At 71.3% G+C, this 24,581-nt stretch carries 17 protein-coding genes and 1 pseudogene; 10 read left to right on the top strand and 8 right to left on the bottom strand.

The annotated features are described in order from the left end of the window. Positions 1-6,948 (top strand): type I polyketide synthase (locus EAO76_RS23765; protein ID WP_148837994.1); only part of this gene is annotated, 6,948 nt, incomplete at its 5' end. Positions 6,949-7,200: 252 nt separating this feature from the next. Here EAO76_RS23765 and EAO76_RS23770 read toward each other — a convergent pair. Then, complete coding sequence (locus tag EAO76_RS23770; protein WP_148837995.1) at positions 7,201-7,842, bottom strand: TetR/AcrR family transcriptional regulator C-terminal domain-containing protein; 642 nt, start codon at positions 7,840-7,842, stop codon at positions 7,201-7,203. A 95-nt stretch (positions 7,843-7,937) separates the two neighbouring features. On the opposite strand from EAO76_RS23770, the gene EAO76_RS23775 reads away from it, so the two are divergent. Beyond that, on the top strand, positions 7,938-8,441 hold the full coding sequence (locus tag EAO76_RS23775) for a hypothetical protein (protein WP_222872195.1): 504 nt from the start codon (positions 7,938-7,940) through the stop codon (positions 8,439-8,441). Positions 8,442-8,491: 50 nt separating this feature from the next. Then, positions 8,492-9,610 carry a serine hydrolase gene (locus tag EAO76_RS23780; protein ID WP_148837996.1) on the top strand — a complete coding sequence of 373 codons (1,119 nt, stop codon included), beginning with the start codon at positions 8,492-8,494 and terminating at the stop codon, positions 9,608-9,610. Between the two features lie 97 nt (positions 9,611-9,707). On the opposite strand, the gene EAO76_RS23785 is transcribed toward EAO76_RS23780, so the two are convergent. From EAO76_RS23785 to EAO76_RS23800, 4 genes and pseudogenes are all read right to left on the bottom strand, one after another. Next, a complete protein-coding gene (locus EAO76_RS23785) occupies positions 9,708-10,631 on the bottom strand; it encodes an oxidoreductase (protein ID WP_148837997.1) in 924 nt (307 codons plus the stop codon). 239 nt (positions 10,632-10,870) lie between these two features. Beyond that, entirely contained in the window at positions 10,871-11,272 is a 402-nt protein-coding gene (locus tag EAO76_RS23790; RefSeq protein ID WP_148837998.1) for a DUF1330 domain-containing protein, read from the bottom strand. A 91-nt stretch (positions 11,273-11,363) separates the two neighbouring features. Beyond that, positions 11,364-11,462: pseudogene (locus tag EAO76_RS46545) on the bottom strand (IS5/IS1182 family transposase); the annotation flags it as partial. A 220-nt stretch (positions 11,463-11,682) separates the two neighbouring features. Further along, positions 11,683-12,408 carry a dienelactone hydrolase family protein gene (locus tag EAO76_RS23800; RefSeq protein WP_148837999.1) on the bottom strand — a complete coding sequence of 242 codons (726 nt, stop codon included), beginning with the start codon at positions 12,406-12,408 and terminating at the stop codon, positions 11,683-11,685. 280 nt (positions 12,409-12,688) lie between these two features. Here EAO76_RS23800 and EAO76_RS23810 point away from each other — a divergent pair, with 280 nt between their 5' ends. The 3 genes from EAO76_RS23810 (at position 12,689) to EAO76_RS23820 (ending at position 14,792) form a co-directional block, all read left to right on the top strand. Further along, on the top strand, positions 12,689-13,525 hold the full coding sequence (locus EAO76_RS23810) for an AraC family transcriptional regulator (RefSeq protein WP_148838000.1): 837 nt from the start codon (positions 12,689-12,691) through the stop codon (positions 13,523-13,525). A gap of 83 nt (positions 13,526-13,608) precedes the next feature. Further along, complete coding sequence (locus EAO76_RS23815) at positions 13,609-14,076, top strand: cupin domain-containing protein (protein ID WP_148838001.1); 468 nt, start codon at positions 13,609-13,611, stop codon at positions 14,074-14,076. Then, on the top strand, positions 14,073-14,792 hold the full coding sequence (locus tag EAO76_RS23820) for a GDSL-type esterase/lipase family protein (RefSeq protein WP_148838002.1): 720 nt from the start codon (positions 14,073-14,075) through the stop codon (positions 14,790-14,792). The genes EAO76_RS23815 and EAO76_RS23820 overlap by 4 nt, the downstream gene beginning before the upstream one ends. 356 nt (positions 14,793-15,148) lie before the next feature. Here EAO76_RS23820 and EAO76_RS23825 read toward each other — a convergent pair whose 3' ends face one another. After that, a complete protein-coding gene (locus EAO76_RS23825) occupies positions 15,149-15,553 on the bottom strand; it encodes a hypothetical protein (protein ID WP_148838003.1) in 405 nt (134 codons plus the stop codon). 592 nt (positions 15,554-16,145) lie between these two features. Here EAO76_RS23825 and EAO76_RS23835 point away from each other — a divergent pair. From EAO76_RS23835 to EAO76_RS23850, 4 genes are all read left to right on the top strand, one after another. Continuing rightward, positions 16,146-16,934: a calcium-binding protein gene (locus EAO76_RS23835; RefSeq protein WP_148838004.1), complete on the top strand. Its 789-nt coding sequence runs from the start codon at positions 16,146-16,148 to the stop codon at positions 16,932-16,934. Positions 16,935-17,384: 450 nt separating this feature from the next. Continuing rightward, positions 17,385-17,888, top strand: coding sequence for a hypothetical protein (locus EAO76_RS23840; RefSeq protein WP_148838005.1), 504 nt, complete (start codon positions 17,385-17,387; stop codon positions 17,886-17,888). A gap of 318 nt (positions 17,889-18,206) precedes the next feature. Continuing rightward, positions 18,207-18,872 carry a DUF4097 family beta strand repeat-containing protein gene (locus tag EAO76_RS23845; protein ID WP_148838006.1) on the top strand — a complete coding sequence of 222 codons (666 nt, stop codon included), beginning with the start codon at positions 18,207-18,209 and terminating at the stop codon, positions 18,870-18,872. 48 nt (positions 18,873-18,920) lie between these two features. Next, positions 18,921-19,736: an alpha/beta fold hydrolase gene (locus EAO76_RS23850; RefSeq protein WP_148838007.1), complete on the top strand. Its 816-nt coding sequence runs from the start codon at positions 18,921-18,923 to the stop codon at positions 19,734-19,736. Between the two features lie 50 nt (positions 19,737-19,786). On the opposite strand, the gene EAO76_RS47700 is transcribed toward EAO76_RS23850, so the two are convergent. Beyond that, positions 19,787-19,948, bottom strand: coding sequence for a hypothetical protein (locus EAO76_RS47700; protein WP_187438766.1), 162 nt, complete (start codon positions 19,946-19,948; stop codon positions 19,787-19,789). A 137-nt stretch (positions 19,949-20,085) separates the two neighbouring features. Next, positions 20,086-24,581, bottom strand: a 4,496-nt coding sequence (locus tag EAO76_RS44770; RefSeq protein WP_187438767.1) for a type I polyketide synthase, incomplete at its 5' end; no start/stop codon positions are given.

A 24,581-nucleotide genomic window follows, 5' to 3' on the forward strand; every position in this document is an offset into this window, starting at 1 on the left:
GCCCAGGCCCTCGCCTGGGGACTGGGCCACGTCGTCGCCCTCGAACACGCCAACCGCTGGGGTGGACTCGTCGACCTGCCCGCCGAACCCGACCCGACGGCGGTCCGCCGACTCCTGGCCACCCTCGCCGCGCACGGCACCCCGGGCGCGGAGGAGCACGTCGCGCTGCGCCCCGCCGGACGCCTCGTCCGCAGGCTGCGCCGTACGGGTACCGCAACGGCGACCGCACGGCCCTGGACCCCCCGGGGCACCGTCCTGATCACCGGCGGCAGCGGAGCACTCGCCGCCCACCTGGCCCACCGCCTCGCCGAACGCGGCGCCGAACACCTCGTCCTCGTGTCCCGGCGCGGCCCCGACGCCGAGGGCGCCGCCGAGCTCACCGCCGCACTCGAAGCCGCGGGCACCCGCGTGACCCTCGCCTCCTGCGACGTCACCGACCGGCGCCGGCTCGACGAACTCCTCACCGCGCTCGACCGCGACGAGGCACCCCTGCGCGCCGTCTTCCACACCGCGGGCGTCCTCGACGACCGGCTCATCGACCGCCTGGACGCCGAAGCCCTCGCCGCCGCGGCCGCCCCCAAGCTCACCGCGGCCACCCACCTGCACGAACTCACCCGCGACCGCGACCTCGACGCCTTCGTCCTGTACTCGTCGGTCGTCGGCACCCTCGGCAACATCGGCCAGGCCAACTACGCCATGGCCAACGCCGCCCTGGACGCCCTCGCCGCCGGGCGCCGGGCCGAGGGCCTGCCCGCCGTCTCCATCGGCTGGGGCCCCTGGGCCGACGGCGGAATGACCCACGGCGCCGCCGAGAACCAACTGCGCCGCATCGGCCTCGAACCGATGCCCGCCGAACGCGCCCTGGACGCCCTCGACGCGGCACTCGACCGCGGAGGCTCGACCGTCGTCGCCGGGATCGACTGGCCCCGGGCCGCCGCCGCGTACACCGAGGGCGGCGACCGCCCCTTCCTGCACGAGGTCCCCGAGGCCCGCGCAGCAATCGCGGACGCCCCCGCCGAGCAGACCAACCCCCTGCGCACCACCCTGCTCGCCCTGGCCGAGGACGCCCGCGAGAACCACCTGCGGTCCCTGCTCGCCGTCGAGGCGGCGGCGGTGCTCGGCGCCGAGAACCCCGCGTCGCTCGACCCCGAGCGCGGCTTCAAGGACCTGGGCTTCGACTCGATGATGGCCGTCGACCTCAGCGTGCGCGTACAGAAGCGCACCGGCGTCATCACACCCAAGACCCTGATCTTCGACCACCCGAACCTGGCGGCCGCCGCACGGTGGCTGCTCGGCGAACTCGCCCCCGCCCTCACCGACACCTCCGCCGCCGTCGCAGCGCACCGCACCGACGAACCGCTCGCCGTCGTCGGCGTCGGCCTGCGCATGCCGGGCGACGCCCACGACCTCGACAGCCTCTGGGACGTGCTCGCCGAGGGCCGCGACACGGTGCGCCAGGTACCGGCCGACCGCTTCGACATCGACGCGTTCTACGACCCGGACCCGGACGCCGAGGGCCGGACGTACGCCCGCCACGCCTCCTTCCTCGACGACGTGGCCCACTTCGACGCGGCCTTCTTCGGCATCTCGCCGCGCGAGGCCGAACCGATGGACCCCCAGCACCGGCTGCTCCTGGAGGCCGCCTGGAACTCCCTGGAGAACGCCGGCATCCGCCCGCGCGAGCTGCGCGACTCCCGCACCGGCGTCTTCGTGGGCGCAGGCGTGGGCGAGTACGGCAAGTACCGCCCGAACGGTGCCCCGGACACGTACACCCTGACCGGCACCCTGCCGAGCTTCAACGCGGGCCGCCTCTCCTACCACCTCGGACTCCAGGGCCCCGCGCTGTCCATCGACACCGCGTGCTCGTCGTCGCTGGTGGCCCTGCACCTGGCCTGCGAGGCGCTGCGCAACGACGAGTGCGAACTGGCGCTCGCGGGTGGCGTCCAGGTCCTCACGGACCCCGGCGCGTTCATCGCCCTCAGCCGCTCGCACGCGCTCTCCCCGGACGGCCGCAGCAAGGCGTTCTCGGCCGAGGCGGACGGGTACGGGCGCGGCGAGGGCGTCGGCGTGATCGCCGTCATGCGGCTCTCCGACGCGATCGAGCAGAATCGCACGGTACTGGGCGTCATCCGGGCCACGGCCATCAACCACGACGGCGCCAGCAGCGGCATCACCGCCCCCAACGGCTCCTCCCAGCAGAAGGTCATCCGCGCCGCCCTCCGTTCGGCCGGCCTGTCCACCGAGGACGTCGACTACGTCGAGTGCCACGGCACGGGCACGTCGCTGGGCGACCCGATCGAGGTGCAGGCGCTGGCCGCCGTGTACGGGGAGGGCCGCGAGCCGGGCCGGGAACTCGGACTCGGCACGGCGAAGAGCGTCATCGGCCACCTGGAGTCGGCGGCCGGCATCGCCGGTGTCTGCAAGATGCTCGCCTCCTTCAGGAAGGACGCCCTGCCCGGCACCCGGTACAGCTCGCCGCGCAACCCGAACATCGCCTGGGACGACCTGCCGGTACGAGTGGTCGACGAACTCACGCCGTGGGAGCGGGAAGAGGGCCGGGTCCGGCGTGCGGGTGTGTCGTCGTTCGGTCTGAGCGGTACGAACGCGCATGTGATCGTGGAGGAGCCGCCGTTGGCGGAACCGGCCGCCGGAGCCGTCGGAGACGGTGTCTTCCCGGTGGTGGTGTCGGGTCGTGACGAGGCGGCGTTGCGGGAGCAGGCGGGGCGCTGGGCGTCCTGGCTGTCGGACCTGGCCGGTGGTGAGGGTGTGCGGGTGGCGGATGTGGCGGTGACGGCTGCTCGTCATCGTTCGCACTTCGAGTCCCGGGCCAGTGTGGTGGCGCCGGATGCGGTCGGGCTGGTCGAGGCGCTGGAGGCGCTGGCCGGGGGGCGTTCGCATGATGCGGTGGTGACGGGTTCGGCCGAGCGCCGCGGGAAGGTCGTCTTCGTCTACCCCGGCCAGGGCTCGCAATGGGTCGGCATGGGGCGTGAACTCCTGGAATCCAGTGAGGTGTTCGCGCAGACGGTGGATGCGTGTGATGCGGCGCTGTTGCCGTTCACGGGCTGGTCGGTGCGGGAGGTCCTGGCCGGTGAGGAAGGTGATCATCCGCCGTTCGACCGGGTGGACGTGGTCCAGCCGGCGTTGTTCGCGATGGGTGTGGCCCTGTCCGCACTCTGGCGGTCCCTCGGTGTCGAACCGACGGCCGTGGTCGGTCACTCGCAGGGCGAAGTGGTCGCCGCGGTCGTGAGCGGTGCTCTCACCCTGGAGCAGGGCGCACAGATCGTCGCCCAGCGCTCCAAGGCCGTCCTGGCCTGCGCCGGACAGGGCGGCATGGCGCTGATCGAACGCCCCGTCGCGGTGGTGGAGGAGTTCCTCGCCCCGTACGGCGACGCCCTGTCCGTCGCCGCAGTCAACACCGCTGGTTCCACCGTGATTTCGGGCCAGGCGGACGCGATCGAGCGGATCGTGGCCGAGCTCCAGGAGAAGGAGATCTACGCCCGCAAGATCAACGTGGACTACGCCTCCCACAACGCCCAGATGGACCCCCTGCTCCCCGCCCTCGCCAAGAGTTTCGAGGACCTGGCCCCGCGCCGCGCGGACATCGCGTTCTACTCCACGGTGACGGGCGAGGTGTCCGACGGCACGGATCTGGACGGTACGTACTGGTGCCGCAACCTGCGCGAGCCCGTCCGCTTCGACCGCGCCCTGAACAGGCTCCTCGACGACGGCCACACCGTCTTCGTCGAGATCTCCGCGCACCCGGTGCTGTCCATGCCGCTGACCGACGGGAGTGCGGAGCGGGGCGGGATCGTCGTGGGCTCCCTCGCCCGAAGGAACGGCGGCGCGGCTCAACTCATGCGAAACCTGGGCCTGTTGCACGTCCAGGGTTACGACGTCGACTGGGGCCGGGCCCTCGGGATCGTCCCGTGCACCGGCTCCCTGCTGAACCTGCCCACGTACGCCTTCCAGCGTGAGCACTACTGGCTTCCGGTCCCGAAGGCCACCGGTGACGCCGGATCGCTGGGCCTGGAGACCTCGCCGCACCCCTGGCTGGGCGCGGTGACCGAACTCGCCGACGGCGAAGGCCACTTGTTCACCGGAAGGCTCTCGCTCACCGACCAGCCGTGGCTGAAGGACCACACGGTCTTCGGGACCGTCATCGTCCCCGGTACGGGTCTGCTGGAACTGGCCACCGCCGCCGCCCACGAGGCGGGCGCCGACGGGGTCGCCGAACTGACCCTGGCCGAGCCGCTGGTGATCGACGAGGCGGTGCGGATACAGATCACGGTCGGCGCGCCCGGCACGAACGGCCGCCGCCCCCTCGCGATCCACAGCCGCCCCGACGACACGCAGGACGACTGGACCCGCCACGCGAGCGGCGAACTGCGCGAGGAGCCGGCCGGCCCGGCCCCGGACGACTTCGCGGAACTGCGCCACTGGCCGGTGGCCGGGGCCGAGCGGGTCGACCTCGACGGGTTCTACGACCGGTTCGGCGCCCAGGGCATCGACTACGGCCCCGCCTTCCGGGGCCTGACCGAGCTGTGGCGCAAGGGCGGCACCGCGTACGGAATCGTCCGTCTGCCCGGGGCGGCGGGATCCACCGGGTCCACCACCGCACCCACCGGGTCCGCGGCCGGGGCCGAGTACAACCTGCACCCCGCACTCCTCGACACGGCCCTGCACGTCATGAAGGGCGCGACCCCCGCACAGGGCGCGGAGGAACCGGAAGGGGCGCTGCTGCCCTTCGAGTGGAGCGACGTCGAGCTGTACGCGGCGGGCAGCGCCGAGCTGCGTGTCCGCATCGACGTCGAAGCCTCCGGGGCCGGACAGGAGATCCGGGTCCGGGCCGCCGACACCACGGGCGAACCCGTCGTACGGATCGGTGCGCTCCACCTCCGGCGGGCCACCGCCGAACAGCTCCGCGCCGCGCGCAACACCGGCGCCGACGGCCTCCACCGCCTGGAGTTCCAGCCGGTGGCGGCCCCCGCCCCGCAGGGCGCGGTCGCCGACGCCGTGCTGACCGGCACCGGCGAACTCGCCGCCCCGATTGGCGTGCGGACCCTGTCCGACATCGACGCGCTGACCGCCCTGCTCGACTCCGGCCAGGGGGCGCCCGCCCGCGTCGTCGTCGACACGACCGGTCGGCCGCCCTTCTACAGCGAGCCCGAGGCCGCCTACAAGGCGACCGAGTACGTCCTCGCGCAGCTCCAGGAACTGCTGTCCGACGATCGGCTCGACTCGACGGAACTCGTCTGGGTCACCCGCGGCAGCGTCGCCGCGGCCCCGGGCGACCGGCTCGACGGGCTGCCGTACGCACCGCTGTGGGGACTCATCCGGTCCGCCCGCGCCGAGCACCCCGAGCGCGGCCTCCGCCTGATCGACCTCGGCCCGGACGACGCGGACCGGGACGCGCTCGCCCGCGCCCTCGCCGTCACCGGCGAACCCGAACTCGCGGTCCGGGAAGGCGAGGTGCTCGCCGCCCGTCTGGTGCGCGAAGCCACCACGGACGACGGGGTCGCCCCGGAGGACGGGACAGCCCCGGACGACGGGGCCGTCGCACGGCCGCTCGACCCCGAGGGCACGGTGCTGATCACCGGCGGCACCGGCGAACTCGGCCGCGAGACCGCCCGGCACCTCGTCCGCCACCACGGCGTCCGCCACCTGGTGCTGACCTCACGGCGCGGCGCCGAAGCCCCCGGAGCCGCGGAACTCATCCACGAACTCGAAGAGGAAGGTGCGCGATGCGTACGTGTGGTGGCCTGTGATGTCGCTCGGAGAGATGACGTGGCGCAGGTGCTCGGTCTTGCTGAGGAGGGCCGGCCTTGGACGGTTGTCCTGCACCTCGCGGGAATCCTGGACGACGGCGTCCTTCTCGGCCAGGATGCGGAGAGACTCTCCCGCGTGATGGCGCCGAAGGTGAAGGGCGCCCTCTACCTGGACGAACTCACCCGGGACCTCGACCTCGCCGCCTTCGTCCTCTTCTCCTCCGCGGCCGGCACCGTCGGCACGGCGGGCCAGAGCATCTACGGCGCGGCCAACACCTACCTCGATGCCTTCGCCGCCCGGCGGCGCGCGGAGGGCCGCCCGGCAACCGCCCTCGCCTGGGGCCTGTGGCACCAGGCGGGCGTGGGCATGACCTCGCACCTGGGCGCGGTGGAACTGGAGCGCATGCGCCGCCAGGGCATCGCCCCGCTCCCCTTCGAGCAGGGCCTGGCCCTCCTCGACGCGGTGCTCGCCCGCCCCGCCGACAACTTCGTCCCCGTGAAGCTCGACCTGCGGGCGGTACGGCGGGCGGCGGAGCAGGGCCAGGACGTTCCCGCCCTGTTCCGTGCGCTCGTACGCCGGCGACTGCGCCGAGCCCCCTCCGCCGACACGGCGACGAGCCCGGCCGGCCTGCGCGAACGACTGCTGGCCGCAGCCGAGGACCGGCGCCAGGACCTCGTCACGGAGATGGTGCTGAGCGAGGTCGCCACCGTGCTCGGGGTGAGCGGGGGCGGTTCGCTCTCGCCGCAGCAGGTCCTCAAGGACCTGGGGCTCGACTCCCTGATGGCGGTCGAGCTGCGACGCCGCCTGTCGGCCGAGAGCGGCATCTCCCTGCCCGCGACGCTCGCCTTCGACTATCCGACCCCCGACCACATCGCACGGCTGATACTCGGCCGGATGGACCTGCCGACGGAGGCCCCCGCGACCGGCGCGCCCGGGGTCGGCGCATCCGGGGCCGAGGACCCCGAGTCCGTACTCGGCTGGGTCCTCGAACAGCTCTCCGCCGACCGGATCCACCGCAGCGGGCTGCTGGAGCAACTCGTCGAACTGGCCCGGCAGGAGGGTCCCGGCACCGCGGCGGTCGCCACCCTGCCGATCGCACCGGCCGAGGAGGAGCGTTCGGTGGACGACATCAACGCCGAACTGAACGCGCTGCTGGAGGCATCGGGTCTCGATCTCGACTGAGCGGCCGCGCGGGGGCCGACGTCCCGTCGGTCTTCGCGCGAGGGGCCCCGGCGATCATCCGATCGCCGGGGCCCCTCGTGTGCTCACACGGTCCTTCGACCGGCGGCGCCCACGGAAAGAACCGGCCCGCGCCCGGGTGGTCCCGGGCGCCGTCCACGCAGATGCCGGCGTCGTCGACCCCGCCCCCGAACGCACCGCCGGCGTCGGTCACCAGCAGGTCGAGCCCGCCCGTCCGCCCGGCCGCCGCCATGATCAACCCGCTTGCGCGACGCCCATGAGGACGGTGTCGAGCATGCGGTCGAATTCCGCCTCCGATCCGAAGTCGGCCATCTGCGGCGCGAGTTCGGCCAGCGCCGGGTATGCGTCGGCGTCGAGGTCCGGCACCGCCGCGGCGCCGTGGACCTCGGCCGAGGTGCGCGCCAGCAGGTGACCGTTGAGGAACCCGAACAGCACCGACGGAGTGTCCGCGACGACCTGTTCGGGCACGCCCGCATCCCGCATCGCCGCCACCAGCCGCTCCAGCGCGACGAGTGCCGGGGCCGACGTCTGGGCGCGGTCGGCCAGCAGCGGGAAGACCCGGGGATGGCGGTGGGCCATGTCCCGATACGCGTGGGCGGTGCGGCGGGCGATGGCCTGCCATCCCTCCGGGCCGTCCTCCGGGCCGTCCTCGGGGGCGATCCGGACCTCGGCCAGGACCACCTCGCAGACCGCGTCCAGCAGCGCCGCCTTGCCCTTGACGTGGTGGTAGATCGACATCGGGTCCACCCCGAGCTCGTCGGCCAGCCGCCGTACCCCGAACCGTTCCAGCCCGTCGCGGTCGACCAGGCCGACCGCCGCGACCGCGATGCTCGCGCGATCCAGCCCGGCCGAGGTGCCTCGTGCGCGTCGTGCCACGCCGTCCTCCTGTCACTTGCCAAACCTACGGCGTAGAACATATCGTGCGGGGCGAAATCTACACCGTAGGTTTAATGATCCGGGGAGGGACCCGCATGACCACCACCGACGCCCCTTCGCAGCCCGCACCCGCCGCACGCCCACCGGGCGCCCCCATCGGCGTGATGTATGTCGGGCTCGCGCTGACCGCCGTGGCCGCGATCGCCCCGCTGGTGGACGCGGTCACCGTCGACACCATCGCCGGGCACGTCCGCGCGGCGTACCCGGACTGGGGCCCGGGCCCGGTGGGTCGGGACCGCACCGCGATCACCGCCTACCTCGCCGTCACCGGCGGACTGGGGGTGCTGCTGTGGCTCCTCGTGATCCGCGCGGTCGCGGCGGGCAGGCGCTGGGCGCGGGCCGCGGCCACCTCGGCATGGGCCGCGGGCGTGACGGTGGCGCTGGTCGACCTCGGCATGGGCGGCGAGCGGTACGAGGTGATCGTGCCCGTCGGGTACGGCGTGCTGACGTTGCTGCCGTGCGCGGCCGGGGGCGTGGCGGTCGTCCGGCTGTGGCGCCGCAGGGACGCGCACGCGCACGACGGCCCTGCCACCCGCTGACCCCGCTGCCCACCGACCCCGCTCCGCCGAGACCGACAAGGAAACATGACATGGAAAACCCACTGGACGGCGCGGCGCTGGATGCCGCCATGGAGAACGTGCGCCGTGCCGGGGTGCCGGGGCTGTTCGCCGAGGTGCGCGATGGGGACCGGGTGTGGCGCGGGGCCGTCGGGGTCGCCGATGTGGCCACCGGCCGTCCCGTCACCGCCGACATGCGGCACCGGGTCGGCAGCATCACCAAGACCTTCACCGCCGCCGCGGTCCTGCGGCAGGCCGAGGCCGGCCGGATCGAACTCGACGCGCCGGTCGGCCGGTACCTTCCGGAACTGGTCCCCGGGGAACGCGGGGCAGCGATCACGGTCCGGATGCTGATCAACCACACCAGCGGCCTCGCCGAGTACCTCCCCTGCGCCTACCCCTCCCTCAAGGCGTTCCCCGACCTCGCGAACACCGGACCGCAGAGCCTGGACGACCACCGGCTCACCCGGTTCGACCCCGTCGAACTGATCGGGATGGGAGTCACCGCACCCCCCGCCGGCCCCCCGGGCGGTGCGCCGGGACTGTACTCCAACACCAACTACCTGCTCCTCGTCCTGCTCCTGGAACGGGTGACCGGCACCACGGCCGAGCAATGCATCACCCGCGACGTCATCGAGCGCGCCGGGCTCCAGCACACCGGGTTCCCCACCGGACCGAACGTCGAGGGGCCGCACTCGCGGCTCTACGAGGCGTGGTTCGGCATGATCGACCCGCCCCGCGACTACAGCGTCTACGACATGTCCTGGGTGGGGCCGTCGGCTTCACTGATCTCGACCGTCGCGGACCTCAACCGCTTCTACGGCATGCTGCTGGCCGGAAAGATCGTCAGCCCGTCGTCGCTGGCACAGATGCGGCGCACCGTCCGGGTCGTCTCCCAGGAAGGAAAGCCGATCGACTACGGCCTCGGCCTGCACCCGATGGAGGACCCCGGCCAGGACACCTTCTGGGGCCACGGCGGCACGGTCTGGGGCGGTGGGACGCTGGCCATGACCAGTGCCGACGGCAAGCGGCAGATGGCGGTCGCGGTGAACCTGCAGAGGTGGAACGGGCTCGACTCCTCCGGCAGACCGCAGCCCCACCCCATCGACGACGCGCTTGCGACTCTGTACCGCGTGGCGATGCACGGCTGACCCGGATCCGCGGGGCCGACCGGGACGCCGACACCCCTCCATGCGGGTGTCGGCGTCCCGGGAAACCAACGGGCCTGTCGTCCCGATACCGGAGGTTTCACCCGTGGGTTCGCGGTGAAGTCGCGGGGCCGACCGGCTCGCCGAGGACGGCCAACTCCTCCTCGGTCAGGCGCAGGCTTCCGGCGGCGATGTTCTCTGCCAGGTGCACCGGGTTCGCGGTGCCGGGAATGGCCAGCACGTGCGGACCGCGGTGGAGGGTCCAGGCGAGCCGTACCTGGGCCGGCGTCGCACCGTGGGCGCGGGCGACGGACCGGACACGCGCGTCCTGCTCCTGGTCCGCGGCTGCCTCGCGCCGCAGGCCGGAGACCGCGAAGAACGGGACGAAGGCGATGCCCTGCTCCCCGCACAGGTCCACCAGCCCACTCTCGTCGGCGCGGCGCCAGTCCAGGCCGTAGGAGTTCTGCACACAGACCACGGGCGCGATCGCTTGGGCCTCGGCCACGTGCTCGGGCAGGACGGCGGAGAGCCCGAGGTGCCGGATCAGGCCGGCCTCACGCAGTTCGGCGAGGGCGCCGAACTGCTCGGCGATCGAAGCCGTGCGGGGGCCGTCGGCACGCAGGTTCACCACGTCCAGGTGGTCCCGGCCGAGCTGTCGCAAGTTCTCCTCGACCTGGCCGCGCAGTTGGTCGGGGCGGGCCCTGGTGATCCACTCGCCGGAGGGATCGCGTGCCGGGCCGACCTTGGTCACCACGACCACGTCGCCGTGCCAGGACGAGAGGGCCCGGTTGATGAGCTCGTTCGCGGACCGCAGCGGCGAGAAGTAGAAGGCGGCCGTGTCGATGTGGTTGACGCCCTGCTCGAACGCGCTGTGCAGCAGGCCGATGGCGGCATCGCGGTCGATCGGCGTGCCGTCGGAGTTGCCCATCATGCCGTTGCCCGTCAGCCGCATCGCGCCGTAGCCGATGCGATTCACTTCCAGGTCCCCGAGCTTCCAGGTCCCTGCTGCCGCTGCTGCGCCCACTGTGCTCCTTCACCCGCCGGTTCGTCAGGTCCTGGAGTATGGGGCCGTCACGGTGTGCTGCGACAGGGCGACGGGCTGGGCGAAACGTCACATTCCCATCGGGAACCAATCGATGCCGCAGAGCCGTTGGATCTGTCGAGGGAGCTTCGGTCAGGACGAGGTTTCGGACGTCGGGACCGGCGCCCGGATCTCGCGCAGGTCCCGTACGACCGCCAACGCCGGCCCGGGCCTCCTCACCTTCAACCCGACTGCACATCGGCCGGACACGGTGAGGGCGCTTCAAGAGCCGACTGTTCCGCCCGTTCGGCCTCGCCGCGCAGCTTGCCGGCCCGCTCGGCCGGGTCGTAGTCCGGTCCGACGCCCTCGATCAGCAGCAGATCGCCTTCTATGTGATCGGTGCGCAGCCGCAGGATGTCTCGATAGGCGGGCGAGTCGTACCAGGCACGGGCCTCGGCCAGGCCGGGGAACTCGATCAGCACCATGCTGCCGGGCCAGGTGCCCTCCACCACCTCGGTCGGCGGACCATGGATGAGGAAGCGGCCCGCGAAGGGATCGAGGGTGGCCTGGATGCGCTCCAGATACTCGATGATGTCGGTGTGATGGCGGCGGCTGCGGAGATGGGCGAAACCATAGGCGGACACGGTCGGGCTCCTTCGTTCCGTTCGTCCCGGGGCGGTGCGACGACCAGAACGTAGCCGGGAGCGATGGAAGAGGGCGATTACCTCGGAAGTAATCGCGGCTACCGGGCAAGGGTCGGCCGACCACCACGACGAGCCGGGCGCCGGCACCGATGACGACCTGGTGATTCATGGAGCAGCGGTGGTTTTGACTGGGGTCCTGTGATGAGCGAGCAACTACCCGGCGGCGGCATCGAGCTGTCACCCGACGAGATCGAAGCCCTCCAGGCCAAGCCCGAACCTGCCCGGCCGCTACAGCTTCACCGCCTTCGCCTCGGCCGCCGGCGCCCTGCGCCCACTGCGCGACCCGGATGCGCCCGAGCCGGACGAAGGCGACGACGGCGGGCAGGAGTGCGTATCAGGCGCCGGTCGGATCAATCCATGACGGGCAGGCACTCGGCGAGCAGGGCGACGATGTCACGCCAGGCTCGCTGTGCGTGCCGTGGGTGGTGGCCGACGCCGGGAGGCACGGTGTGGTCGACCGATGGGTGGTGGAAGGCGTGAAGGGCTCCTCCGTAGACCACGAGGCGCCAGTCGACGCCCGCGGCCTGCATCTCTTCGGTGAACGCGACCCGTTGCGCGGGCGGCATGATCGGGTCTTCCGACCCGACCCCGGCCCATACCGGGCAGCGAATGCGTGCCGCCTCGCCCGGTCGGCCCGTGGTCAGCGCGTTGACCGTTCCGATCGCGCGCAGGTCGACGCCATCGCGACCGAGCTCCAGTGCGACTGCGCCCCCGGTGCCGTAGCCGATGGCGGCGGTCCGGTCGAGGTCGGCCCGTGGTTCGGCACGCAACACGTCGAGCGCCGCGTGACCGATCCCTCGCATCCGGTCGGGGTCGGCGAGCAGCGGCATGCAGCGGGCCAACATTTCCTCCGGGTCCTCCAAATAGCGCCCGCCGTGGAGGTCGAAGGCCAGCGCCACGTACCCCAGCTCGGCCAGAGCCTCGGCCCGGCGGCGCTCGACATCGCTGAGCCCCACCCCCTCGGGTCCGACCAGGACCGCGGGCCGGCGCCCGGTACCGGCCGGGAGCGCGAGGTGTCCGATCATCGTCAGGTTGTCGGCCGGGTATTCGACCGTACGGGTTGTGACCGTTGTCATGAGACCGGACGGTAATGACTGTTGCGCCCGCTCGGGGCGGTGTTCACCGATGGCAGACAGCAGCCTGTCCCGACCGCATCACCCGGACGCGTCGACCGCCCGTCGGCGAACGATCGAATGCGGCAGAGGCGAGGGACGGCGCGGCCGGGCGAAACCGTGCACATCTCCGAGACGTTCCGCCTCGTGCGCGGCACCGGGCACATCCTCACCCGGCCAAGACCACCGGCCCGGCGTCAACCGCTGTACCGATGTTCCGACCGCCGGTTCGTACACTGCGGGGGTGGAAGACCATGCGGCCACCAGGATCCACGCACGTCCGGCGCCCGCCTTGCGGCGGTACGTCGGCTCGTATGTCGGTTTCGATCTTCGTGGGTTCCCGGCAGGGGTGCACTGCGGTCCGCCGGGCCGCGTGCTCACTGCGGTGATCAGCCTGTCCGGCCCCTTGGAGGTGGCGGCGGGCGTCGACGACGGGTCACCGGTCACCCGGTTCGACAGCGTGGCCGGCGGTCTGATGCGCCGGTCCGTCGCGATCCACCACGACGGACGCCAGGAAGGCGTGCAGGTGTCGCTGACACCGCTCGGGGCCCGGGCCGTCTACGGCATGCCCGCCGCTGATCTCGCCCATCGACTGGTCCCGCTTGACGAGCTTCTCGGAGCGCTCGGCGTCGAACTGGTCGACCGGCTCCGCGCGGCGACGACATGGGCCGTGCGGTTCGCCACGCTGGACGAGTTGCTCCTGCGAGCCGTCGGCCGCGGCGCCGGCGGCGACCCCGTGTCCCGGGTGCGCCCCGAGGTGGCCGAGGCATGGCGCCGCCTCTTGGCCGCGCGGGGCCGCGTCCAGGTCGGGAGGGTCGCCGCAGAACTGGGCTGGAGCCGTCGGTACCTCACCGAGCGGTTTCGCGGTGAGGTGGGCCTGTCGCCGAAGACCTTCGCCCGGGTCCTGCGCTTCGAGCACGCGCACGAACTGGCCACCATGCACGACCCGCTTCCGTGGGCCGATGTGGCGACCGTCTCCGGCTACGCCGACCAGGCCCATCTCGTCCGGGACTGGAGCGAGTTCACGGGCCGATCGCCGACAGCATGGCGTCGCGGCGAAGTCCTGCTCGGGGCCGGGTAGTCGCCGACCGGCCGCCCATCGCGTCGGCTTCCGTTCCCTTTTCTTCAAGACCACCCCATTGCTGCCCTGTGACGATCGTCGGCATGAGACTCGTCAATCACGAACCCAATGCCATCGACCTGCGGACCACCCCCGTGCACCTCGGGTTGGGGTCGAGAGCGAACCCCGTCGAGGGCTTCGCCTGGGACCCGGAGGTGCTCCATGCCTACAGCGCCGCGGTCGCGGTGGACGGCGCCGAGGGCCGGATGGTGACGATCTTCGACGGCGACGGCCTCGGCGACCATTGGGAGCGCCACCCCGCCGGCGACGAACTGGTCGTCTGCCTCAGCGGGTCGGTGACGGTCACCCGCGATGCGGACGGAGTGCCCGACCGGGTTGTGCTCGGGCCGGGCGAGGCCACCGTCAACCCGGCCGGGACATGGCACGCGGTCGACATGGCGGGACCGGCGTCCATCCTGACCATCACCGCCGGCCTCGGCACCGACCACCGTCCCCGGACCGGAGCCCGCCCGACCGAGCACGCCGGCACGTCCGGCCCGCGAACACCGTGACGACCCGTGTCGCATGCCTCGGCGACAGCCTCACCCGCGCGCAACTCAGCGTCGACTACCTGGACCTTCTCGAACGACGCCGGCCTCCCGGCGACGTACGGCTCGCCCGCTTCGGCGTCAACGGCGACTTCGCCCACAACCTCTCACAGCGCCTCGATGCCGTCGTCGCGGACCCACCCGACGTGATCACCGTCCTGATCGGGACCAACGACGCCCGAGCGAGCCTCGACGGCTACCCCGTCGAGCGGGCCATGAAGCGCAAACAACTCCCCGAGCGCCCGTCGGCCGGCTGGTTCCAGCAGTGCCTGGGAGCCGTCGTCGAACGGCTGCAAACGCAGACCGACGCAAGGATCGCCCTGCTGTCCCTCCCGGTCCTCGGCCAACAACTCGACGGAGCCGCGGCACGGGCATCACAGACGTACAGCCGCATGATCGCCGAGATCGCCACCACCAACAAGGCGACCTACCTCCCGCTCCACGAACGCCAGACCGAGGAACTACGCCGGGCGGACCCGCCGCCGATCCCCTACCGGGACCCGACGCCCGCAGCGAGCGTCGGCGTCCTCGTCCGGCGCACCTTGCTGCGCCGCAGCCTCGACACGGTCTCACGGCGCCGGGGTCTCGTGCTCACGACCGACCACATCCATCAGAACAGCCGCGGCGCCGCCCTTGTCGCCGAGGTCATCGACACCTGGCTCCCGCCCCGGAGCGCGTAGCGGGTTCCGGCGGCCCATTCCCTGCGTAGTCGGTTCCCGCCCCTGCCGGGCAGGCAACGACGACCGGACCATCCCGAACGCTCTCGGCCACCACGACAGAACCACCACCCGCGGCGGGACCTGGAGCCGATACGCAGTTGGGGATCACACGGTCACCGGCAGGTTGGGTTCCACGGGGAACCGGCGACAGTCGATCACGAGAGTCCGCCAGTATCACGCCCGTGAAGGCCCGTGAGTTCAGGGGAACTGAAGGTTTTCCGTTGGGAGCCCGAGGGTCTGGTGTCCTGATTTCCGGTTGCGGCCCCTTGGGCTGGTTGTGAACCCGCGCCGGGGGTGCGTGCAGCCTGGAATCGGTCTCACGCCTCGTCGCGGTGCATGAGGTGGCCGTCGGTCAGCCGCCAGTAGTGCTGGTGGTCAGTCAATTGCCAGGTCTCGTCGGCAGCGATCGCCTGCGTGATCCATTCGTGGAGTTGCGGGAGGGCCTGCGCTCGTAGAACAGCGCGGATGGCTGCACGTTCAGTGGCATCGACGGGGTGGACGTCAATGCGGAAGCCGACCATGTCCGGATGGATGCCGCGGCCGTAGTTGCGGGGGTTCGGAGCGGTCCATGCTGCTCCCAGGACGATGGTCCCGCTGTCATGTCCGGTGAGGAATGCCAGGTCCGTGACTCGGCTCATGTAGGGGCCGAGGCACTCGTCGATGTCGGTGGTGGTCAGTGGCCAGGCACGGTGCCGGGGCAGTCTTCGATTTCGTGCGGACATGGCAAGCAGAATGGCAGAAGGTCACTGTCGGCTCTCGGGTATTTGTTCGGCGGCCTGCTCCAGCAAGGCCCGTGTGGAGTCCGCGTAGCGCATCGCGGTCTCTTCGTCGAGCCCGAAGACCTCGGCGAGGTGGAGCGGGTCAGGGCCTCTGACCGTGGCCTCTTCGAGCTGCCGGTCGACGCGGAGGCTCTCCGGGGTTGCGCAGGTCCCGTACGACTGCCGGCGTCGCCAACCCGAGCCCCCTCGCCCTCGACCCGGCTGCGAATCGGCCGGACGAGATGAGAACGCTTCAAGAATCCCGAAGCTACGTCACAAACCCGCAGAGCACACGAAAGAGAAGAACTCCCTGGCCGCAGGGTCAGTGACTCAGCGGGACCCAGGGGAACTCACGGGATGTCGCACAAACCGGGACCGGAACACTTCGGGGCCGGAAGACGGCGTGAGCCCCGCGCTCGTCCCGGCCGCCGTGTGATCGCTGGGCAACCATTCCTGTGATCTGACGGTCATGTCTGTGTCACCCGCGTACCGGGTGGCCATTGTCAGCTCTGCCTCGGGAAGTTCCTGAGGCGCTGGAACATGGGGATACGCCTTCATGCATCACCGCACCACCGTGGCAGGCCTCGCCGGGGCGCTCGCCCTGTCCGCGCTCACGATTCCGGCGACCGCCCGGGCGGATGACTTCTCTGGTGACATCGAGATCACGAAGGTGGTCGTCAACGGAGGGAAGGACATCGTCCTGGGGACCACGGACGTGAAGACGTTCACCATCGCGGTGACCGCCACGGACGACTCGGGCATCGAGACCGGAAACACCTTCCCGGTCATGTGGCACACGCCTCTCCCGAACGGCGGCTTCTACGGCCTCGTGGTGCCCGACAACATCGCGGGCAAGTGCGTGCGCCAGAGCTTCACCACGACCACCTGCACCTACACGCTGAAAATGAACCCGCGCATCCACTCCCGCGACAACACCACAGCCGGGACCTGGACCGTGAGAGCCCACGTCCTGGCCAACGACGGTGACTACATCACCAAGAATTCCGTGGCCAAGGCGAAGGTCCTGCGCAACTCCAGGCTGACGGTCAACGCCTCGCCGGAACCGGTGAAGAAGAACAGGACGATCACCGTCACGGGTGCCCTGACCCGCGCCAACTGGGAGACCTACAAGTACGGGGGCTACACCAAGCAGCCGGTCAAGCTCCAGTTCAAGAAGAAGGGCACCAGCACTTACAAGACGCTCAAGACCGTCACGACGGACAGCAGGGGCAACCTGAGGACGACGACGAACGCCACGGCGGACGGCTACTTCCGTTACTCCTTCGCAGGCACGTCCACCACCCCGGCGGTCGCCTCCGCGGCAGACTACGTCGACGTGAAGTAACTCTCAGGAGGGTCATCCACCCTCCAGCAAGCGCGGAAGGCCCGAGCCGGAGACCCTTCGGTCCGGGCCTTCCTGGGCCCTGGCTGTTTCCCGGCCGGCGGGCCGATCAGCCGCCGCGTCCCTTCGCGCTCCCCAGGACGATCGACGATCCCGGTGTCCTCCAAGCCCGCCGGCCCCACCGCACCGACCGGACGCCGGCCCTGGGACATCCGCCCCGTCGCGGCGCGGTCACCGGTTCGCCGAAGCGGCATGAGCTCAGCCCTGTGAACGGGGCTGTCCGGGACGGGGCCGACGCCGTGATCACTCCGGGCGCGACAAGATCATGGCGTCGCACCGGGCTCCGGTTCCACTGCCCGGTCACCGGCTGTCCGGTCGGGGTTTCACCCGTAGTTGCACCATGCTCAAGGCACCGTCGGGGACCGGCAACGAGAATCTGGTGAGGAGCAGGGCGTGGGAAGTCTGTTGAGGGGCGTCTCCGGGGTCCGCTGGGGAGAACTGCGCGATGCGACGGGGGCAGGGGCCGGCGGTGTTCCCCCTCTGCTGTCCCGGATCGCATACGGGGATGAGGACACGGCTCGCATCGCCGTCGATGAGCTGGGCGATGCCGTCTGCGCGTTGGGATTCGTCGTCGGCGAGGCGACGGCTCCCACGGTCCCGTTCCTTCTCGAACTGGCGGGGTCCCCGCACGTTGCCTGCAAGGCCGAGTTGCTGGACCTGCTGGGAAGTATCTGCCGGACCGACCAGTGGCACTCCGCCGCTGCGGCGACCCGGGACCGCAAGCACGACGCGGGTTACCAGCGGCAAACCGGCTGGGAGGCGGCCTCAAGGGCGGCCGTGCACGCAGGCCGGTCGGTCATCGAGGGTGTCGCCTCCTCCGTGCGGCCGGAGGAGGCGACCCCTGCTCGGAAGTTGTTGCAGGTGATGGATGGCACCCCGCCGTTCCCGAAGCCGTGAGCGGCCCTTGCGGGACAGTCCTTGGCCGCGGATCCCCGTGTTCGGGTGCGGCCGGGCCGGAGGCGTTGTCGGAGGGGGCCGCCTCCGGTGCGACCCCGACGAGGTCCGCGTGGGCCCGCCTCCCGGCATAGCGTTCACTTCTCATTCATTGCAATGAGTGAAGCGGCTTTCGTTGCATTACTTTTCAGAGTGTTGCAATGATTGTTCTCCATCTACCTGCGGAAATGCTGTTTCTGTGCAACAAGAACGTTGTCGAACTTTGGAAAGCAACGTAGCTTTTCTCATGTCGGAAACAACGAGTGAGCACAGGAGAGCAGCATGCAGACGTTCGACATCACCGCCCCGGTCTCCGTCGTCCTGGACGTTCCCGCGGGGCGCATCCAGGTGATCGCCGGGGACCGGGCCGATGCCGCGGTCGAGGTGCGGCCCGTGAACGCCTCGAAGGGCCGGGACGTGAAGGCGGCCGAGCTGACCGGGGCCGAGTACGCCGACGGGGTCCTGCGGGTCGGGACGTCGGCGGACGGCAACCGGTACACCGGCCCCCGCGGGTCCGTCGAGGTCACCGTCCAACTGCCCGCCGGCTCCCGCGTGGAGGCGAGGGCCGCCGCCGCGGAGTTCCGGGCCGTCGGCCGGCTCGGGGACATCGCCTTCGAGGGCGCCCACCGGCAGATCAAGATCGACGAGGCCGCGAGCGTCCGCCTCACCGCAATCGACGGCGACGTCGAGATCGGACGGCTGGGCGGGCCCGCGGAGATCAGCACCGCCCGGGGCGACATCCGCATCACCCAGGCCCTGCGCGGCACGGTCGCACTGCGCACCGGCTCCGGCGACATCTCCATCGGCGCCGCCCCCGGCGTCTCGGCCTCCCTCGACGCCGGCACCACCCACGGCCGCATCGACAACACCCTCAAGAACGACGGCACCACCGCACTCGACATCCACGCCACCACCACCCACGGCGACATCACCACCCACAGCCTCTGACCCGCAGTCTCCGGAACAGGACGCCTCACACGACCGGGGGGAGAACCCATGAAGAGCAGCACAGTCCCGACCCGCGCACAGTGGACCGGCATGGTGCCGGTCGACGACACGGCCCTGGCCGTCACCGACAGCGGCGGCCCCGGAATCCCCGTGATCTACCTCAACGGCCAGTTCGCCACCCAGGGTTACTGGCGGCGGGTCATCGCCGAACTGGGAACGGAGTGGCGGCACATCACCTACGACGAGCGGGCGCGCGGCAGGAAGTCGAAGCGTTCGGCGGACTACTCCTTCGAGGCGGCCGTCCGCGATGTCGACGCCGTTCTCGATGCCAGGGGCGTGGACCGGGCGCTGGTGGTGGGCTGGTCCTACGGGGCGGTCGTCGGGGCGCACTGGGCCGACCGGAACCCGGGGCGCGCCCTGGGCGCGGTCCTGGTCGACGGCGCGTTCCCGTACGACTGGCTCGACGACGCCATGGAACAGCGGATCCGGAAGCTGTTCCGGCGGATGGGCTGGTTCCTGCCGCTGCTGCGCCCGACGGGCCTGGCCCCGCGGATGACCGCCGGACAGCAGGCGGACAGCAACATCGAGCTCGGCAAGCTCTCCCGCGAGCGCGAGCTGGGCCCCGTGCTGGACAACATCACCGTCCCGGTGCGGTACGTGGTCGCTTCGGGCACGTCCTTCGGAAGCCGGGGCGACGAGCAGGAACGGATACGTAACGGCCTCGACGCGGCGACCGTCCGCAACCCGAACATCCGGATCAGCGCGAAGGTCGCCGGCAACCACGGTGCGATCCTCAAGAAGGACTTCCCGGCCGTCGCCGAGGCCGTACGCGAGGTCGCCGCCCTCGACAGCACGGCGTGCTGAGAACGGACCGGCGAACCGGCGGACCGATGGCCGGTCGGGCGGGGGGACGGTCATGGCCGTGCGGCCGTGCGGACCGGTCCCGCGAGGGCGAGGGAGTCGAGGGAGCGGCCGTGCGCGGCGAGGGTCTGCCCGGCGGGCAGAACAGCGAACTGCCCCTCGGTCATCAGCCCCTCGCTGTCGAACCCGGCGAGGAAGCCGAACGGTCCGTGCACGAGCGCCGCGTCGGCGCGGACGGGGCGACGCCGATGCCGGTCGGTGAGGCCGGACCGCGGACACGGAGGAGGGGCCCTGCCGTCCGGCCCGGACGGCAGGGCCCCTCCTCCATGACCTCCGTGTCTTCCGTATCGGGTCAGTCCGTGTGCGCGGCGCCCGCATCGATGGCCCGGAGCGCCGCCAGCAACTCGGCCACCATCGCCTCCGGGTTCTCGATCGGGGCGGCGTGCGTGCCCGCGATCGTGTGATGGGTGAACGGACCGTCCGTCAACTCTGCCCAGCCCGGCTGGACTTCGTTCGGCAGGACCGGATCGAGCGAAGCACCCACCGCCACCACCGGGATGTCCAGCGGCGCGCGACGGTCCGAACGCAACAGCACCTCATGGTTCTTCGCCATGGTGATGTCGGTCTGGAGGTTCGTCACGTAGGACGTCAGCACCTCCTCGTTCTCGAGGAGCGCTTCGGGCAGGATTCCCCGGAACGCCGTGGTCAGTCCGCCGATCTCCGCCGAGTCGACCATCTCCTCGGTCGAGTGCAGCTTCGCCAGCTCCGGCGGCTGCTCCATGTGCGGCGGCAACCCGCAGGCCACCACCATCGAGAGCGGCGACCGACCGGGGACCCGGGTCAGCCGGTGCGCGATCTCCCAGGCCAGCCAGGTGCCCTGGCTGTGCCCGTACAGGACGACGGGCACGTCGAGCCGGTCGGTCAGGGCCGCGGCCACCTCGTCCGCCACCGCGGTGGCATCCGTCGGGGGAGTCTCTCCCGTGCGGGTGTCACGGCCGGGCAACTGGAGCCCCACCAGCTCGATGTCCTCCGGGAGGTGCCGGATCAGCGGTACGTGGGAGTCGGTCGTCCCACCACTGCCCGCGATGGCGAACACCCGGGCGCGCGGCTGCCCGGCGGGCTTGAGGACGCGCAGCCAGGGGCTGCCGGACGTGTCGACCTCCTCGTCCGGCCCGTCCTCGGTCGGCAGGAGCCTGCCGATCACGTAACGGGCGACACCCGCGCAGCCCGTGGACCTGAGCAGCACCTCGGACGGTACGCCGACGCCGGTATGACGGGAGATCGCGGAACGCAGCCCGACCGCCAACAGCGAATCCAGGCCGATCTGTTGCAGGGACTGCGATGCCGGGACCTGGTCGGCCGTCATGCCCAGCAGGGTGCCGGTCTCCTCCCGCAGGAGGGCGACCACGACATCCAGCCGGGCGCCGGCGTCGAGGTCGGCGAGCCGGGTCCGGAAACGGTCCGCGGCACTGCCCCGGCCAGTAAGGGTCCCGTTGTCCTCACCGGCTGCCGAAGCCCCGCGGGACGGTTCGCGGAGTTTCTGCTGCCAGGCCGCGAGGTACGGCAGAAGCCCGTCGAGGTTCCGGCGGAGTTCCTCCGGTACGTCGAGGAGATCGGCGACCTGCGACACCTCCCCCTGCCCGGCTGCCTGCCAGAAAGCCTCCTCGTCGGGGGAGCGGCGCATGCGCGCGGCGGGAGTGACGGCCGACCAGTAGCTCTGACGCTGGAAGGCGTAGGTGGGGAGGTTGAGGAGGGAGCCTGTGTCCGGGTTGGTGCCGAGGGCCTGGTTCCAGTCGATGGTGTGGCCCTGGACGTGGAGGAGGCCGAGGTTGCGCAGGAGCTGGGCGGTGGTGCCGTGGTCGCGGGCGAGGGAGCCCACGACGATCCCGCCCCGCTCCGCACTCCCGTCGGTCAGCGGCATCGACAGCACCGGGTGCGCGGAGATCTCGACGAAGACGGTGTGACCGTCGTCGAGAAGCCTGTTCAGGGCGCGGTCGAAGCGGACGGGCTCGCGCAGGTTGCGACACCAGTACGTACCGTCCAGATCCGTGCCGTCGGAGACGTCTCCCGTCACCGTGGAGTAGAACGCGAGGTCGGCACGGCGCGGGGCCAGGTCCTCGAAACTCTCGGCGAGGTCGGGGAGGAGGGGGTCCATCTGGGCGTTGTGGGAGGCGTAGTCCACGTTGATCTTGCGGGCGTAGACGTCCCTGTCCTGGAGTTCGGCCACGATCCGTTCGATCGCGTCCGCCTCCCCGGAGATGATCGTGGACCCGGCGGTGTTCACCGCGGCGACGGACAACGCGTCGCCGTACGGGGTGAGGAATGCCTCCACCTGGGCGACGGGGCGTTCGATCAGCGCCATGCCGCCCTGTCCGGCGCAGGCCAGGACGGCCTTGGAGCGCTGGGCGACGATCTGTGCGCCCTGCTCCAGGGTGAGAGCACCGCTCACCACCGCGGCCACCACCTCGCCCTGCGAATGACCCACCACGGCCACCGGCTCGACACCGAGGGACCGCCACAGTGCGGACAGGGCCACACCCATCGCGAACAGCGCGGGCTGGACCACGTCCACCCGGTCGAACGGCGGGTTCTCGCCCTCCTCACCGGCCAGGACCTCCCGCACCGACCAGCCCGTGAACGGCCGCAAGGCGGCGTCACACGCATCCACCGTCTGCGCGAACACCTCACTGGAATGCAGGAGTTCACGTCCCATGCCGACCCATTGCGAGCCCTGGCCGGGGTAGACGAAGACGACCTTCCCGCGGCGCTCGGCGCTGCCGGTGACGACCGCGTCATGGGCCCGCCCCTCGGCCAGCGCCTCCAGCGCCTCGACCAGCCCGGCCGCATCCGACGCCACCACACTGGCCCGGGACTCGAAGTGCGAACGATGACGCGCAGCCGTCACCGCCACATCCGCCACCCGCACACCCTCACCACGGGAGATCCAGGACGCCCAACGCCCCGCCTGCTCCCGCAACGCCACCTCGTCACGACCCGACACCACCACCGGCACCGCACCGCCCGTGCTCGTGGCCGTGTCCGGGGTCCGCTCCGGCTGTTCGGGGCGTGCCGGTGCCTGTTCGAGGACGATGTGGGCGTTGGTGCCGCCGATGCCGAAGGAGGAGACTCCGGCGCGGCGGGGTCCGTCCTCGTGCCAGGGGCGGGTTTCGGTGTTGACGTGGAAGAGGTTGGGGTCCATTCCCATTTCGGGGTTGGGGTGTTCGTAGTTGAGGCTGGGGACGAGTTCGCCGTGGTGGACGGCGAGTGCGGTCTTGATGAGTCCGGCGATGCCGGCGGTGGCGTCGGTGTGGCCGATGTTGGTCTTCACGGAGCCGATCGCGCAGGGTTCCTCGCGGTGTGCCGGGCCGAAGGCCTGTTGCAGGGCTTGTATTTCGATGGGGTCGCCGAGGCGGGTGCCGGTGCCGTGGGCCTCGATGTAGCCGATGGTGGCGGGGTCGATGCCGGCGTCGGTGTGGGCCTGGGTGATGACGCGGGCCTGGCCCTCGATGCTGGGGGCGGTGAAACCGACCTTGGCGGAGCCGTCGTTGTTGATGGCGCTGCCGCGCAGGACGGCGTACACGGTGTCCCCGGCCTCGATCGCGTCGGACAGCCGGCGCAGCACCACCACACCGACACCGTCCGCGCCCACCGTCCCGGCGCCCTTCTCGTCGAAGGCCCGGCACTTGCCGTCCGGGGAGACGACCAGGCCCTCCTGGTAGGGGTAGCCCTGGATCAGGGGAACCGTCACCGACGCCCCGCCGATGAGCGCGATGTCGGACTCGCCGCGCAGCAGGCTCTCGCGGGCCAGGTGCGTGGCGACCAGCCCGGTCGAGCAGGCCGTCTGCACGGTCAGTGCCGGGCCGCGCAGGTTGAGCTTGTGCGAGAGCCGGGTCGACAGGAAGTCGTTCCGGCCCCCGATCATGGTGCGGTAGAACGACGTCATGTCGTCGCCGGTGGACTCCGGCTCGTAGCCGCCGATGCCCGCTCCCGCGAAGACCCCGATCCTGCCGTCGAAGCTCTCCGGGACGATGCCCGCGTGCTCGACGGCCTGCCAGGCGGTCTCCAGGAACAGCCGGTGCTGCGGGTCCATGACCTCGGCCTCGGCCGGGGAGTAGTCGAAGAACGCGGCGTCGAAGAGGTCGGCTCCCTCGATGTGTCCCTTGGCGGGTACGTAGTCGGGGTCGGTGATGAGTTCCTCGGGCAGTCCGGCGGCGCGGAGCTCGTCGAGGGTGAAGTGGCGGATGGATTCGACGCCCTCGCGGAGGTTGTTCCAGAAGGTGTCGATGTCGGGGGCGCCGGGCAGCTTGCACGCCATGCCCACGACGGCGACGGCGTTGTCGAGGCCCGTGCGGTCCGTACGATCCACGCGGTTCGACGGGCGGCCCGTGTCGTGTTCGAGGTGCTTCATCGTGCCGGTGCCGTCGAGGTGGGCGGCGAGGCGGTGGACGGTGGGGTACTGGAAGAGGGCGGAGAGCGGGAACTCCCGGCCGAGTTCGGTGGTGATGATCTTGTGGGCGTTGAGGGCGGTCATGGAGCTGCCGCCGATCTCGAAGAAGCCCTTGTCGGGGTCGATGTGGGGGATGCCCAGGACGGTCCGCCAGGCCCCGGCGACGACCGCCTCGGTGGCACCGGGAGCACCTGGAGCGCCGGCCGGGTCGGCGGCCGGGACCGAGTGGCCCGGGTGGTCCGGGTGGTCGTGGGCGGTGGGAAGGGTGAGGAGCGCGTTGCGGTCGATCTTGTTGTTGGGGGTGTGGGGGAGCGTGTCGAGGTGGTTGATCCGGGTCGGGACCATGTGGGCGGGGAGCTGCCGGGCGAGATGGGCGCGGAGGTCGGTGGGGGGGGTGGGAC

Origin of the sequence: Streptomyces sp. sk2.1, assembly GCF_008120935.1 — a bacterium.
Lineage (GTDB): Bacteria > Actinomycetota > Actinomycetes > Streptomycetales > Streptomycetaceae > Streptomyces.

Coding starts and splice junctions, on each gene's coding strand:
- EAO76_RS23775 (WP_222872195.1), top strand. CDS start 7,938: ATGACCACCACCGACGCCCCTTCGCAGCCCGCACCCGCCGCACGCCCA.
- EAO76_RS23780 (WP_148837996.1), top strand. CDS start 8,492: ATGGAAAACCCACTGGACGGCGCGGCGCTGGATGCCGCCATGGAGAAC.
- EAO76_RS23800 (WP_148837999.1), bottom strand. CDS start 12,408: ATGACAACGGTCACAACCCGTACGGTCGAATACCCGGCCGACAACCTG.
- EAO76_RS23815 (WP_148838001.1), top strand. CDS start 13,609: ATGAGACTCGTCAATCACGAACCCAATGCCATCGACCTGCGGACCACC.
- EAO76_RS23825 (WP_148838003.1), bottom strand. CDS start 15,553: ATGTCCGCACGAAATCGAAGACTGCCCCGGCACCGTGCCTGGCCACTG.
- EAO76_RS23835 (WP_148838004.1), top strand. CDS start 16,146: ATGCATCACCGCACCACCGTGGCAGGCCTCGCCGGGGCGCTCGCCCTG.
- EAO76_RS23845 (WP_148838006.1), top strand. CDS start 18,207: ATGCAGACGTTCGACATCACCGCCCCGGTCTCCGTCGTCCTGGACGTT.
- EAO76_RS23850 (WP_148838007.1), top strand. CDS start 18,921: ATGAAGAGCAGCACAGTCCCGACCCGCGCACAGTGGACCGGCATGGTG.